Origin of the sequence: Streptomyces sp. NPDC086835 (assembly GCF_044745705.1) — a bacterium.
Lineage (GTDB): Bacteria > Actinomycetota > Actinomycetes > Streptomycetales > Streptomycetaceae > Streptomyces.
Window position 1 is genome coordinate 58,616 of sequence record NZ_JBIVAU010000001.1, and the last position, 14,049, is coordinate 72,664.

Annotated in this window: 12 protein-coding genes; 10 read left to right on the top strand and 2 right to left on the bottom strand. The window is 71.1% G+C overall.

Annotated features, from left to right (window positions below; genetic code table 11):
• Nucleotides 1–85 precede the first annotated feature (85 nt).
• Nucleotides 86–1,450, top strand: coding sequence for a nitrate/nitrite transporter (locus tag ACIPJI_RS00240; RefSeq protein ID WP_356622027.1), 1,365 nt, complete (start codon nucleotides 86–88; stop codon nucleotides 1,448–1,450).
• 129 nt (nucleotides 1,451–1,579) lie between these two features.
• Nucleotides 1,580–2,725, top strand: coding sequence for a uroporphyrinogen-III synthase (locus tag ACIPJI_RS00245; protein WP_307706685.1), 1,146 nt, complete (start codon nucleotides 1,580–1,582; stop codon nucleotides 2,723–2,725).
• Here ACIPJI_RS00245 and ACIPJI_RS00250 read toward each other — a convergent pair.
• Nucleotides 2,674–3,231, bottom strand: coding sequence for a DUF1772 domain-containing protein (locus tag ACIPJI_RS00250; protein WP_402243684.1), 558 nt, complete (start codon nucleotides 3,229–3,231; stop codon nucleotides 2,674–2,676). The two genes, ACIPJI_RS00245 and ACIPJI_RS00250, sit on opposite strands and share 52 nt — an antisense overlap.
• A gap of 157 nt (nucleotides 3,232–3,388) precedes the next feature.
• On the opposite strand from ACIPJI_RS00250, the gene ACIPJI_RS00255 reads away from it, so the two are divergent.
• The 6 genes from ACIPJI_RS00255 (at nucleotide 3,389) to ACIPJI_RS00280 (ending at nucleotide 10,639) form a co-directional block, all read left to right on the top strand.
• Nucleotides 3,389–4,000 carry a CGNR zinc finger domain-containing protein gene (locus tag ACIPJI_RS00255; RefSeq protein WP_402243686.1) on the top strand — a complete coding sequence of 204 codons (612 nt, stop codon included), beginning with the start codon at nucleotides 3,389–3,391 and terminating at the stop codon, nucleotides 3,998–4,000.
• Nucleotides 4,001–4,100: 100 nt separating this feature from the next.
• Nucleotides 4,101–4,688 (top strand): sigma-70 family RNA polymerase sigma factor, encoded by a 588-nt coding sequence (locus ACIPJI_RS00260; protein WP_005316925.1) that lies wholly within the window; start codon nucleotides 4,101–4,103, stop codon nucleotides 4,686–4,688.
• Nucleotides 4,685–5,515, top strand: coding sequence for an anti-sigma factor (locus tag ACIPJI_RS00265; protein ID WP_307706682.1), 831 nt, complete (start codon nucleotides 4,685–4,687; stop codon nucleotides 5,513–5,515). Before ACIPJI_RS00260 ends, ACIPJI_RS00265 begins: the two co-directional genes overlap by 4 nt.
• A 233-nt stretch (nucleotides 5,516–5,748) precedes the next feature.
• Nucleotides 5,749–8,115 (top strand): HelD family protein, encoded by a 2,367-nt coding sequence (locus tag ACIPJI_RS00270; protein ID WP_402243688.1) that lies wholly within the window; start codon nucleotides 5,749–5,751, stop codon nucleotides 8,113–8,115.
• 465 nt (nucleotides 8,116–8,580) lie between these two features.
• The gene (locus ACIPJI_RS00275) at nucleotides 8,581–10,014 is read left to right on the top strand and encodes an NAD-dependent malic enzyme (protein WP_307706680.1); all 1,434 of its coding nucleotides are present in this window, start codon (nucleotides 8,581–8,583) and stop codon (nucleotides 10,012–10,014) included.
• Nucleotides 10,015–10,357: 343 nt separating this feature from the next.
• Complete coding sequence (locus tag ACIPJI_RS00280) at nucleotides 10,358–10,639, top strand: HU family DNA-binding protein (RefSeq protein WP_004571953.1); 282 nt, start codon at nucleotides 10,358–10,360, stop codon at nucleotides 10,637–10,639.
• A gap of 783 nt (nucleotides 10,640–11,422) precedes the next feature.
• On the opposite strand, the gene murA is transcribed toward ACIPJI_RS00280, so the two are convergent.
• Nucleotides 11,423–12,763, bottom strand: a complete 1,341-nt coding sequence (gene murA / locus ACIPJI_RS00285; RefSeq protein WP_053557247.1) for a UDP-N-acetylglucosamine 1-carboxyvinyltransferase — start codon at nucleotides 12,761–12,763, stop codon at nucleotides 11,423–11,425.
• A 293-nt stretch (nucleotides 12,764–13,056) separates the two neighbouring features.
• Here murA and ACIPJI_RS00290 point away from each other — a divergent pair, with 293 nt between their 5' ends.
• Both ACIPJI_RS00290 and ACIPJI_RS00295 read left to right on the top strand, forming a co-directional pair.
• Nucleotides 13,057–13,617, top strand: coding sequence for a YqgE/AlgH family protein (locus ACIPJI_RS00290; RefSeq protein WP_037774528.1), 561 nt, complete (start codon nucleotides 13,057–13,059; stop codon nucleotides 13,615–13,617).
• Between the two features lie 69 nt (nucleotides 13,618–13,686).
• Nucleotides 13,687–13,986: a DUF3039 domain-containing protein gene (locus ACIPJI_RS00295; protein WP_189467381.1), complete on the top strand. Its 300-nt coding sequence runs from the start codon at nucleotides 13,687–13,689 to the stop codon at nucleotides 13,984–13,986.
• The last annotated feature ends 63 nt before the right edge of the window (nucleotides 13,987–14,049 follow it).

The window sequence follows — 14,049 nt, forward strand, 5'->3', positions numbered from 1 at the left end:
TTCGCGACGGTCACCTCCTGGCACGGGCCTGAAACCCGCCGTCCCTAACGTCGCTTCCACGATCGGAAACAGGTGGAGGCGCGTGATGGCAGGCCGATGGATCGAAGAGTGGGACCCCGAGGACGAGACCTTCTGGCGGACCAAGGGGGAGCGGGTCGCCCGGCGCAACCTCGCCTTTTCCGTGCTCAGTGAGCACATCGGGTTCTCCATCTGGAGCCTGTGGTCGGTGATGGTCCTCTTCATGGGGCCCGAGTACGGGATCGACCCCGCCGGCAAGTTCTTCCTGATCGCCACGGCGACCGTCGTCGGCGCCGTGATCCGGGTGCCGTACACGTTCGCCGTCGCCAAATTCGGCGGCCGGAACTGGACGATCTTCAGCGCTCTGCTGCTCCTGGTCCCCACAGCGGCGGCGTACCTGGTGATGGAGCCGGGCACCTCGTACACGACGTTCCTCGCCGTCGCCGCCCTCACGGGTGTCGGCGGGGGCAACTTCGCCTCGTCGATGACGAACATCAACGCGTTCTTCCCGCTGCGCAAGAAGGGCTGGGCACTCGGCCTCAACGCGGGCGGCGGCAACATCGGCGTACCGGTCATCCAGTTGGTCTCCCTGCTGATCATCGGTACGGCCGGCGCGGCCCACCCGCGGCTGGTGCTCGGCATCTACCTGCCGCTGATCGTCATCGCCGCGCTGTGCGCCGCGCTGTGGATGGACAACCTCGCCCCGGTGAAGAACGACACCGGCGCGGCGATCGATGCGGCCAAGGAGGGCCACACCTGGATCATGGCCTTCCTGTACGTCGGCACCTTCGGCTCTTTCATCGGTTACAGCTTCGCCTTCGGCCTCGTGCTGCAGACCCAGTTCGGCCGCACCCCGCTCCAGGCGGCCTCCCTCACCTTCATCGGCCCGCTGCTCGGCTCCCTGATCCGGCCTCTGGGCGGTGCGCTCGCCGACCGCTTCGGCGGAGCGCGCATCACCCTGTGGAACTTCGTGGGCATGGCCGCCGCGACCTCCGTGGTCATCGCCGCCTCGGTCCAGGAGTCCCTCGCCGTGTTCCTCGTCGGATTCATCGCCCTGTTCGTGCTCAGCGGCCTCGGCAACGGCTCGACGTACAAGATGATCCCCGGCATCTTCCAGAACAAGGCGCTCGCCAAGGGCATGACCGGGGAGACCGCGGCCGCCTACGGGCGCCGGCTCTCCGGCGCCTCGATGGGACTCATCGGCGCGATCGGCGCCGTCGGCGGGCTCGCCATCAACCTCGCCTTCCGGCAGTCGTTCCAGACCGCGGGCACCGGAACCGCCGCCTTCGTCTCCTTCCTCGCCTTCTACGCGGTCTGCTCGGTCGTCACCTGGGCGGTATACCTTCGCCGGCCCGTCGTGGTGCCGGTCCGTGGCGGACAGACGGGGACGGACGCCGAAACGGACGCGGAACCGGTCTACGCCCGGGTCTGAGCGAGCGGAGTACGTAACGACGGTGAAATATGAGCGAACCGGGCCTGTCACGCGCCTTTGACAGGCTCGGTCGTCCGTTCACCGTTCAATGGCACCGGCCATCAGGGCACTCCAGTGGGGACGACCGAGATGCACGACCAAGGCCAACCGCACGGCCCCCTCGCGGGCTTCACCGTCGGCGTGACCGCCGCCAGGCGGGCCGACGAGCTCGGCGCGCTGCTCCAGCGGCGGGGCGCGGCCGTCCTGCACGCCCCCGCGCTGCGCATCGTTCCGCTCGCCGACGACACGGAGCTCCTCGCCGCCACCAAGGAACTGATCGACCACACGCCCGACATCGTCGTCGCCACCACCGCCATCGGCTTCCGAGGCTGGGTGGAGGCGGCCGACGGCTGGGGTCTGGGGGAGCAGCTGCTGGGCCGGCTGCGCGGTGCCGAGCTGCTGGCCCGCGGCCCCAAGGTCAAGGGCGCCATCCGCGCGGCGGGCCTCACCGAGGAGTGGTCGCCGGTCTCCGAGTCCATGGCGGAGGTACTGGACCGGCTGCTCGGCGAAGGAGTGGCGGGCCGCCGTGTCGCGCTCCAGCTGCACGGCGAGCCGCTGCCCGGGTTCGTCGAATCACTGCGCGCGGCGGGCGCGGACGTCGTCCTCGTACCCGTCTACCGCTGGATGCCGCCGGAGGACCTGGCCCCGCTCGACCGGCTGCTGGACGCGGCCGTCTCCCGCGGCCTGGACGCCGTCACCTTCACCAGCGCCCCGGCCGCCGCGTCGCTCCTGAACCGTGCGGAGTCCCGCGGTCTGCTGACCGACCTCCTGGCCGCCCTGGACCACGACGTCCTCGCCGCCTGCGTCGGGCCTGTCACGGCGGTGCCGCTGCAGGCGGCCGGCGTCCCGACGGTGCAGCCGGAGCGGTTCAGGCTCGGCCCGCTGGTGCAGTTGCTCGGTGTCGAGCTGCCCGCCCGCGCCCGTACGTTCCCGGTCGCGGGCCGACGGGTCGAGATCCGCGGCCACGCCGTCCTCGTCGACGACGAACTGCGCCCGGTGCCGCCCGCCGGGATGGCCCTGCTGCGGGCCCTTTCGGAACGGCCCGGCTGGGTGGTCGCCCGCTCCGACCTGCTGCGTGCCCTGCCGGGCGCCGGCCGGGACGAGCACGCCGTGGAGACGGCCATGGCCCGGCTGCGCACGGCGCTGGGCGTCCCCAAGCTCATCCAGACCGTCGTCAAGCGCGGTTACCGGCTGGCCCTGGACCCGGCGTCCGACGCCAAGTACGCCGACGGCTGACCCGCCTGGTCCGGGCGTGCCGTGCGCAGCAGCGACGTGGCACGCCACAGGCACAGCAGGGCCGCCGTGGTGAGCACGGTGCGCACCGTGTTCCAGAGCACCCACGGGTCCTCGAAGTTCTCCCGTACGGCGGCGGGGTCGGCGATCCGGTCCGGCGCGCCCGCGGCGGCGAGTTCGTTGTTGAGCGGCACGTTCGCCGCGGACGTCACCACGAACACCAGGATGTAGAGGACCAGCGCGGCGGTCGCCCAGCGGCCTCTGGGCGTGCGGCGCTGCTGCCATGCCGAGACGGCCGTGAGGACGAGCGCGCCGAAGAGCGCGGCGAAGAAGGCCGGGTTCTCGATCACCTCGTTGATGTTCTGCATGACCTCGACGTAGGTCCGGTCGTCGCTGCGGCCGAGCGCCGGCATCACCGAGACCGTGAACGCGAACCAGACGCCCGCGATGAGCCCGGTCGTCACGGTCGCCGCCGCGAGGACCGCTCCTGCACCCCTGTTCTGTGTCATGAGACCCAGTCAACCGGCCTGTGCTCGTGCGGGACATGGGTGAGCGTCGCATTCGCATGTCCGTGCGTCCACGTCTCGATGAGGGCTTCCGGCCGCACCGTCGGGCAGGCACTCTGGTGGGGACACCCGACGGTGATCCCGAGGCGGTGACAGGCGCATGACAGCGGTGGGCGCGGGTCCGTACCCGTCCCAGTGGCGATTCGACTCCGGGCGCGTCTGCCTGGACCTGGTGGCGACGGCGCAGGAGGCGGACCGCCGGGCCGGCGGGACAGAACCGCTCGCGGACACCGGGAGACTGGCGCGCTGGCTCGTGGGGGCCGGTCTCGTCCCGGCCGGGACGCCGCTGCACGGGGTCGACAGCACCTGGGTGGCGGGTTTCGTCGAACTGCGCGAGTGCATAGACCATTTGGTGCGCACCGGGCCTGAGGAAGGCCGCGCGGACGACGCCCTCGAGATCCTCAACGCCCGCGCACAGGGCGCGCCTCCGGGCATCAGGGCCGTGAAGGACGGGAAAGGCACGCTGGTACGGGCGCTGTGCGCCGCTCCGGAGTGCGCGGCCCTGCTCGCCGTCGTCGCCCGGGACGCGGTGGAGCTCCTCACCGACCCTGTCGCCCGCTCGCGGCTGCGGCAGTGCGAGGGCGACAACTGCCGCCGCGTCTATCTGGACACCTCACGGGGCAGGCGCCGCCGCTGGTGCTCGAGCGAAGTGTGCGGAAACCGCGAGCGGGTGGCGAGACACCGCAGGAAGGCCTCCGTCAAAGAATCTTGAAATTTCTTCGGCCGGCGTTGAGTGATCCTCCGGCTGTCCCCGTAGTGAAGAGGGACAAGCAGCCAGCCGTGAAAAACAGGGTCTCGACCGGGAGGTTCAGGTGCGCAAGGATGCCGCCGTGGCCGATGACCGTCCGCAACGGGCCCGCCATCGCAGTGAGAAGCCACGTATCGACACCTCTGTGCCCGACGAGGAGTTGATGCGTGCCCTCTACCGTGAACACGCAGGACCGTTGCTCGCCTATGTACTGCGTCTCGTCGCCGGCGACCGCCAGCGCGCCGAGGACGTCGTACAGGAGACGCTCATCCGTGCCTGGAAGAACGCCGGCCAGCTCAACCGTGCGACCGGCTCTGTCCGACCCTGGCTGGTGACGGTCGCCCGGCGCATCGTCATCGACGGTCACCGCAGCCGGCAGGCCCGGCCGCAGGAGGTCGACCCGTCGCCGCTGGAGGTCATGCCCGCGGAGGACGAGATCGACAAGGCGTTGTGGCTGATGACGCTCTCGGATGCACTCGATGATTTGACGCCCGCCCACAGGGAAGTTCTTGTCGAGACGTATTTCAAGGGGCGTACGGTCAATGAAGCGGCCGAAACGCTCGGCATACCCAGCGGGACCGTGCGGTCCCGTGTGTTCTACGCGCTCCGTTCCATGAAGCTCGCTCTTGAGGAGAGGGGGGTCTCGGCATGACCATGTACGAGCAGGAGTCCGTACACGACGCGGTGGGCGCATATGTGCTCGGCGTGCTCGACGAAGCGGACGCCTCCGCCTTCGAGGCGCATCTGGCGGGATGCGACATCTGTGCCGCCCACCTCGAGGAGTTCTCGGGGATGGAGCCGATGCTCGCGATGCTGGCGGAGGCGCCCGCCCCCGCACCGCCGCAGAGCAACGTCTACAGCCTGCCCGGGATACCGGGCATGTCCGACTTCCCGCCGCCCCGCGCCGTCCCGGTGGTGCCCACATCCCCGAGCCCCAAGGTCCTCGACGGTCTGCTCAACGAGGTCGCCGTCAAGCGCGCCCACAAGCGCCGGCGCGGCATGTACCTGCTCGCGGCGGCCGCGGCGCTGATCATCGGCGGCCCCGCCGTCGCCGTGGTCGTCACCGCCGACGACACCGGCAGCAACGTGGCGGGCGCAGACCCGCACCCCACCAGCCCGGCCGAGGACGCCTTCTTCAACCACATGGAGGAGAAGGTCCAGGCCACGGACGCGACCACCAAGGTCAGCGCCGTCGTCGGCATGGAGAAGAAGGGCTGGGGCACCCACGCCGTCCTGGAGCTGAAGAACGTCAAGGGGCCCCTGAAGTGCAACCTCATCGCCGTCTCCAAGACCGGTGAGGAGGAGGTCGTCACGTCGTGGGCCGTGCCGAAGTGGGGCTACGGAATCCCCGACAGCCCCAACAAGGACGCCAAGAACCCGCTGTACGTCCACGGCGGCTCCGCGATGGACCCGGGCGACATCGACCACTTCGAGGTCCGCACGTTCGACGGGGAACGGCTGGTGGAGGTCGACGCCTAGCCGGCGGCCGTCCCACCTTCGGCCGGGGAGCTGTGCGGCCCCCGGCCGCATCCGCATGTCCACGGTCCTTCGGCGTGCCCGCTGCCCTTCGGCATGCCCGCGGCCCTTCCGCGGGCCGCCGCCTGCCGTGGGTCCTTCGCACCTGGCCCGGCCCACGGCCGGGCCAGGTGCAATAACCTGCCTCCTTGCCGTACGGTTGACGGCTGCCCAGTGCACGTCAGAAGGGGGCCTCGGTGGCCGCGCAGGATGCCGCTGTCGAATCCGTGGTCGGCTCCGCCGCCGACACGGTGAGAGACCGTGAGATCGGTGTCGAACAGGAACATCTCGACCAGGTGTACCGCCGCCTCGAGGAGAAGATCCACGAGGCCGAGTTCCTGATGAACGACGCCGCCAAGCGAGGGCAGGTCGGCACCCCCGGCGCCCTCGCCGAGCGGGACGCCCAGGTCTTCCGGGCCGGCGTCCACCTCAACCGCCTCAACAACGAATTCGAGGACTTCCTCTTCGGCCGGATCGACCTGCTCCACGGCAAGGACGGCAAGAAGGGCCCCGACGGCGCCTTCACCTCCGTCGAGCCCGCGGACGACGCCGTACGCCCCGACAACACGGCCGAGATCGGCGAGACCCTGCACATCGGCCGGATCGGCGTGCTCGACTCCGACTACGCCCCGCTCGTGATCGACTGGCGTGCCCCGGCCGCGGCCCCCTTCTACCGCTCCACCCCGGTCGACCCCGGCCGTGTGGTGCGCCGCCGGGTCATCCGGTCCAAGGGCCGCAAGGTCCTCGGCGTCGAGGACGACCTGATGCGCCCGGAACTGACCGCCACGCTGAACGGACGGACACTGCCCGTCGTCGGCGACGGCGCCCTGATGGCGGCGCTCGGCCAGGCCCGCAGCCACACCATGCGGGACATCGTCGCGTCCATCCAGGCCGAGCAGGACCTGGTCATCCGCGCACCCGCCGCGTCCGTCACGTACGTGGAGGGCGGCCCCGGCACCGGCAAGACGGCGGTGGCGCTGCACCGGGCCGCGTACCTGCTCTACCAGGACCGGCGCCGCTACGCGGGCGGCATCCTCATCGTCTCCCCGACGCCGCTCCTCGTCGCCTACACCGAGGGCGTGCTGCCGTCGCTGGGCGAGGAGGGCCAGGTCGCGATCCGCGCGGTCGGCTCCCTGGTCGACGGGGCCGAGGCGACGGTGTACGACGAACCGGCGGTGGCCCGCGTCAAGGGCTCCTCCCGGATGCTGAAGGTGCTGCGCAACGCCGCGCGGGGCGCGCTCGAGATGCCGGACGCCACGCCGCGCAACGGTCAGCTCGCCTTCGGCGAGGAGCCGGCGGCCGCGCCGGGCACCGCTTCGCGGCTGCGCGTCGTCGCCTTCGGCCGGCGGCTCGAGCTGGAGGCCGACGAGCTCCGCCGCATCCGCCACAACGTGCTCGGCGGAAGCGCTCCCGTCAACCTGCTGCGTCCACGGGCCAGACGGCTGCTGCTCGACGCCCTGTACGCCAAGTCCGGTGCCGCCGGCCGCCACCCCGGCGACCCGGAGCTGGCCGCCGAGCTGCGGTCCTCCTTCGACGAGGACGTGACCGGCGAGGACAGCTTCATCGCGTTCCTGGACGCCTGGTGGCCCGAACTGACCCCACGCGCCGTGCTCGCCGCGATGGGTGACGAGCGCCGCCTCGGCCGCTGGGCACGCCGGGTGCTCAACCCCGGCGAGGTGCGCAGGCTGGCCCGCTCACTGCGCCGCGACGCCCTCTCCGTGCACGACGTGGCACTCCTGGACGAACTGAGCACCCTGCTCGGCACGCCCGCCCGTCCCCGTAAGCGGCGCGAGCTCGACCCTCTGGACCAGCTCACCGGGCTGGAGGAGCTGATGCCGCAGCGCGAGGAGACACAGCGCGAGCGGGCGGAGCGGCTGGCGGCCGAGCGCACCGAGTACGCGCACGTCATCGTCGACGAGGCGCAGGACCTCACGCCCATGCAGTGGCGGATGGTCGGCCGCCGCGGCCGGCACGCCACCTGGACGGTCGTCGGCGACCCGGCCCAGTCGTCCTGGTCCTCGCCGGAAGAGGCGGCCGAGGCCCGTGACGAGGCGCTGGGCAGCCGCCCGCGCCGCCGCTTCGAGCTGACCGTCAACTACCGCAACCCGGCCGAGATCGCGGAGCTGGCCGCCACGGTGCTCCACCTGGCGATGCCGGGCATGCGCTCCCCGTCCGCCGTCCGCTCCACAGGAGTGCGGCCGCGCTTCGCGGTCGTACCGGACGGCGGCGACCTCGCCGAGTCCGTACGGGCGGAGGCGGAGCGGCTGCTGGAGCGGGTGGAGGGCACGGTCGGCGTCGTCGTCGCCATGAACCGGCGGGAACAGGCCGCACGCTGGCTGGCCGGGCTGGGCGAGCGGGTCGTGGCCCTCGGCTCGCTGGAGGCGAAGGGCCTGGAGTACGACGCGACGGTCGTCGTCTCCCCGGCGGAGATCGCCGACGAGAGCCCGGCGGGTCTGCGGGTGCTGTACGTGGCGCTCACCCGGGCCACGCAGCAGCTCACGGTGGTCTCCGGACGCCGTGACCAGCCGGACGCGCAGGGCGTACCGGAGCTGCTGCGGGACTGAGCGGGCGTTCGGCGGCCGCCGTCGCGGCCTCCCCCGGGCGGGCGCCGGGCCCTGTCCCTGGGGCTCCGGCGGGCCGCGCCGGGCACTGTCCCGGGCCGGTGTCCAAGTCGGCCCGCGATGGGGGGAATCACTTCCCGGGGCGGTGCGTTAGCCTGGATACGGCACCGGCTCGATCCAAGCCCCCGGGCCCAACCTTCGTCCCTTAGAGGGACCACTTGCCGCGAGGCGAGCATGGCGGGTCGGTGCCACCTCATGCATGCGGAAGAGGCCCGCGTCACCTGTCCAGGTGACGCGGGCCTCTTCAGTTTCCAGGCGCCTTCTCGTATGGTGGAAAACAGTTTCCGAAAACAATATGACCGCATTACCTGCTACCGGCGGGTAGGTGTCACCATCTTCACAGCGCTGCCGGGCCTCAGGTGCGGTATCGCACAGCAATGAAGCTAGGGAAAGCAGAGGAACCCGGTCATGGCAACGGCGCCCAGCGTCTCGTACTCGATGACGGTCCGACTGGAGGTGCCCGCGAGCGGAACCGCGGTCTCCCAGCTCACCACGGCCGTGGAGTCCTCCGGCGGTTCCGTAACCGGCCTCGACGTGACCGCGTCGGGCCACGAGAAGCTGCGGATCGACGTCACGATCGCCGCCAGCTCCACCGCGCACGCCGACGAGATCGTCGAGGGACTGCGCGGCATCGAGGGCGTCGTCCTCGGCAAGGTCTCCGACCGTACGTTCCTGATGCACCTCGGCGGCAAGATCGAGATGGCGTCCAAGCACCCCATCCGCAACCGTGACGACCTCTCGATGATCTACACCCCGGGTGTGGCGCGGGTCTGCATGGCGATCGCGGAGAACCCCGAGGACGCCCGCCGCCTGACCATCAAGCGCAACTCCGTTGCAGTGGTGACCGACGGCTCCGCCGTGCTGGGCCTCGGCAACATCGGCCCCAAGGCCGCGCTGCCGGTCATGGAGGGCAAGGCGGCCCTCTTCAAGCGCTTCGCCGGCATCGACGCCTGGCCGCTGTGCCTGGACACCCAGGACACCGACGCCATCGTCGAGATCGTCAAGGCGATCGCCCCCGGCTTCGCGGGCATCAACCTCGAGGACATCTCCGCGCCGCGCTGCTTCGAGATCGAGGCACGGCTGCGCGAGGCCCTCGACATCCCCGTCTTCCACGACGACCAGCACGGCACGGCGATCGTCGTCCTCGCCTCCCTGACCAACGCGCTGCGCGTGGTGGGCAAGGGGATCGGTGACGTACGGGTGGTGATGTCCGGCGCCGGCGCGGCTGGTACCGCCATCCTCAAACTCCTCATCGCGGCAGGCGTCAAGCACGCCGTCGTCGCCGACATCCACGGCGTCGTGCACGCGGGCCGCGCCGACCTGGTGGACGCCACCCCCGACTCGCCGCTGCGGTGGATCGCCGACAACACCAACCCCGAGGGTGTCACCGGCACGCTCAAGGAGTCGGTCGTCGGAGCGGACGTCTTCATCGGCGTCTCCGCGCCCAACGTGCTCGGCGGGGACGACGTCGCGGCCATGGCCGACGACGCGATCGTGTTCGCGCTCGCGAACCCCGACCCCGAGGTCGACCCGGCAATCGCCCGGCAGACGGCGGCAGTTGTGGCCACCGGCCGCTCGGACTTCCCCAACCAGATCAACAACGTGCTGGTCTTCCCCGGTGTGTTCCGCGGTCTGCTGGACGCCCAGTCCCGCACCGTCAACACCGAGATGATGCTCGCGGCCGCGGCCGCGCTCGCGGACGTCGTCACCGAGGACGAACTCAACCCGAACTACATCATCCCCTCGGTCTTCAACGACAAGGTCGCCGGAGCCGTCGCGGGTGCCGTCCGGGACGCCGCGAAGGCCGCCGGCCCGACTGTGACAGGCCCCACGTCCCACTGACATACGGCGCGTCGCGGGTCGCGGGGTTGCAAACCCCCCTTTAGGGTGGCGGATCAGGGAGCACGCGGCCCCGGCACGCCCACCCCGACGGGTCTCGAGGGAGTCGACGGAACGTCACCACGACGAGGCAGTGGTGGCCTTCGTGTGACTCCGGAGGGTGCCGGATTGGCTTTCCCGCCGCTGGTGGGGGCAGGATGCTTCCCCGAGGACCTGCGTCCTGGGGGAAGCCCCGCGGGCGCGGAGGGGTCTGACAGCAGACCCGGGTCCGGGGACTGTCCGAGGGCCCTGGCAGCATCGGCTTCGATCCACGCCTCACAGGCAAGAAGAACACGGGAGTAACAAAATGAACCGCAGTGAGCTGGTGGCCGCGCTGGCCGACCGTGCCGAGGTGACCCGCAAGGACGCCGACGCCGTTCTGGCCGCTCTCGCCGAGACCGTCGGCGAGGTCGTCGCCAAGGGCGACGAGAAGGTCACCATCCCCGGCTTCCTGACCTTCGAGCGCACCCACCGTGCCGCTCGCACCGCTCGGAACCCGCAGACCGGCGACCCGATCCAGATCCCCGCCGGCTACAGCGTGAAGGTCTCCGCGGGCTCGAAGCTCAAGGAAGCCGCCAAGGGTAAGTAAGGCCTTCGGCAGCGTCAGGGCGGCCACCCGGGTTCCGGGTGGCCGCCCTTCTGCGTGTGCGGCGCGTGGCGGGGGCGCGTGGCCCGTGGCAAGTTGGTCGCCTGCGGCGGGCTTTCTCCTCCCCGCCCCTTCCCGCTGTACCGATGTGCGGCTCCGCCGCGTGGCGGGCAGCCCCGGGCCCCGTACGGCCACCGGCCGTGCCCTCGAACTGGCGGCCGTGGGAGGTGCCCCCAGGCGGCTGAGAAGGCCGCTGCGCGGCACTCTGGCCTGTCGGTGGAGATACTTCGGCCTGCTGGCGGAGACGCTCCGGACTTGTCGGCGGGAGCCCCGCTGGGGCGGCGGCTCGAGGCTCCGCCGGGGGAGGCATTTCCAGCCTGGCGGGGGGCACCTCTCACCCCCGCCAGGGCGTAGGGCGGGCGTCAGTAGCCTCGACGTCGCGACATCGTCCCTCCTACGCCCGCCAGGCCGTAGGTGGCTCTTGAGGCGCAGGGGTCCGGTGGGGGGACCTCCACGCCGCCAGGCGTAGGGGGAGTAGCCCCCGTAACGGGTCCGGGCGGAGCCGGGTGCGGGAAGGGGCGGAGCCCGGTTCGGGTCCGGGCGGAGCCGGGTGCGGGAAGGGGCGGAGCCCGGTTCGGGTCCGGGCGGAGCCCCCACGTGGCGGACCGGCACATCGGTACAGGGGGGCGGGTGGGGGACACGCCCCCGCGCAGCGCGCAGGCGGCCGGAGACGGCGACGGCCCCCGCGGATGCGCTCCGTGGGGGCCGTCGGCGTCGTAGGGGCCGTCAGACGATCGGGCCGCCGGGGAGTTCCACCTTCGCGCCGAGCTTCTCCAGCTTCTCCATGAAGTTCTCGTAGCCGCGGTTGATCAGGTCGATCCCGTGCACCCGGCTCGTCCCCTGCGCGGCCAGTGCCGCGATCAGGTACGAGAAGCCGCCGCGCAGGTCGGGGATGACCAGGTCCGCGCCCTGGAGCTTCGTCGGGCCGGAGACGACCGCGGAGTGCAGGAAGTTGCGCTGGCCGAAGCGGCAGTGCGAGCCGCCGAGGCATTCGCGGTACAGCTGGATGTGCGCGCCCATCTGGTTCAGCGCGGACGTGAAGCCGAGCCGGGACTCGTACACCGTCTCGTGGACGATCGACAGCCCCGTCGCCTGCGTGAGGGCGACCACCAGCGGCTGCTGCCAGTCGGTCTGGAAGCCGGGGTGGACGTCCGTCTCGAGCGCGATGGACTTGAGCCGGCCGCCGGGGTGCCAGAAGCGGATGCCCTCGTCGTCGATCTCGAAGGCGCCACCGACCTTCCGGTACGTGTTGAGGAACGTCATCATCGAGCGCTGCTGGGCGCCGCGCACGTAGATGTCGCCCTCGGTGGCCAGCGCCGCCGACGCCCAGGACGCCGCCTCCAGGCGGTCCGGGAGGGCACGGTGGGTGTAGCCGCCGAGCTTGTCGACACCGGTGATCCGGATCGTCCGGTCGGTGTCCATGGAGATGATCGCGCCCATCTTCTGCAGTACGCAGATGAGGTCCTCGATCTCCGGTTCCACCGCGGCGTTGGTCAGCTCGGTGACGCCCTCGGCGAGCACGGCCGTGAGCAGCACCTGCTCGGTCGAGCCGACCGACGGGTACGGCAGTCGGATCTTCGTGCCGCGCAGCCGCTGCGGGGCCTCCAGGTACTGCCCGTCCGCGCGCTTCTCGATCGTCGCGCCGAACTGGCGCAGCACGTCGAAGTGGAAGTCGATGGGCCGGCCGCCGATGTCGCAGCCGCCGAGGCCGGGGATGAAGGCGTGGCCGAGGCGGTGCAGCAGCGGGCCGCAGAAGAGGATCGGAATGCGCGACGAGCCCGCGTGGGCATCGATGTCAGCGACGTTCGCGCTCTCGACGTACGTCGGGTCGAGGACGAGCTCGCCCGGCTCCTCACCGGGGCGGACCGTCACCCCGTGCAGCTGCAGCAGCCCGCGTACGACTCTGACGTCACGGATGTCCGGCACGTTGCGCAGCCGGCTCGGTTCGCTGCCGAGCAGGGCCGCGACCATCGCCTTGGGCACGAGGTTCTTCGCGCCGCGGACGCGGATCTCGCCCTCGAGCGGGGTTCCGCCGTGGACAAGCAGTACATCGTCAGTGCCGGTCATGAATCTCGCGTTCCGGAAGTGGTCCCCCAGGCAGGGCCAGGAGGAGGATCGGACGGGGGGCCAGAGGAAAGGGTAAGGGGGTAGAGCCCCTAAGTTGTAAGCCCGCGGACCGTTCTCGGCCGTAATGAATCGGGCACAATACGCTCTGTCCGCCGGGCCTCGCGCACGGTCACCGTCCCACCCTTCGGACACCTGTCGGGGGCTTTGCCCTCTGAGCTGCGCCCATCGCGTGGGCGGCGGCGAGTGAGCCGCCCGGGCTCCGCGAAGGGGAAAGATGCGGGATCATGTCTGGCATGACCGAGGTGTCCTCGCTCACAGGGCGGCTGCTCGTCGCCGCGCCCGCCCTGGCGGACCCGAACTTCGACCGGGCGGTGGTCCTGCTGCTCGATCACGACGACGAGGGTTCCCTCGGCGTGATTCTCAACAGGCCGACCCCGGTGGTCGTGGAGGACATCCTGGAGTCGTGGGCGGCTCTGGCCGGTGAGCCGGGTGTCGTCTTCCAGGGCGGCCCCGTCGCCCTGGACTCCGCGCTGGGTGTCGCCGTCATCCCCGGCGACGAGGGCCCCCTCGGCTGGCGTCGGGTGTACGGCGCGATCGGCCTCGTCGACCTGGAGGCTCCCCCCGAACTGCTCGGTGGCGCCCTCGGCTCCCTGCGCATCTTCGCCGGGTACGCGGGCTGGGGCCCGGGCCAGCTGGAGGACGAGCTGCAGGACGGCGCCTGGTACGTCGTGGAGTCGGAGCCGGGGGACGTGTCCTCGCCCCGGCCGGAGAGCCTGTGGCGCTCGGTGCTGCGGCGCCAGCGCAACGAGCTGGCCATGTTCGCCACGTATCCGGACGACCCGAGCATGAACTGACCCGCCCGGGGAAAGGGTGGGCAGGGCCTTGCTCCCGTAGAGACCGCGCGATGAGTACCCTTGGAGCCCATGAGCACTCTTGAGCCCGAGCGCGGGACAGGCGCGGGGACCCTCGTAGAGCCGACACCACAGGTGTCGCACGGCGACGGCGACCACGAGCGCTTCGCCCATTACGTCCAGAAGGACAAGATCATGGCGAGCGCCCTCGACGGCACTCCCGTGGTGGCACTGTGCGGGAAGGTCTGGGTGCCGGGGCGTGACCCCAAGAAGTACCCGGTCTGCCCCATGTGCAAGGAGATCTACGAGTCCATGGGCGCCGGTGGCGACAAGGACAAGGGCAAGAGCGGCAGCGGCAAGGACAAGAAGTAACTCCTCCGCCCCAGCCTGCACAACGGCCCCCGGGACGCGCTTCGGCGCGCCCGGGGGCCGTTT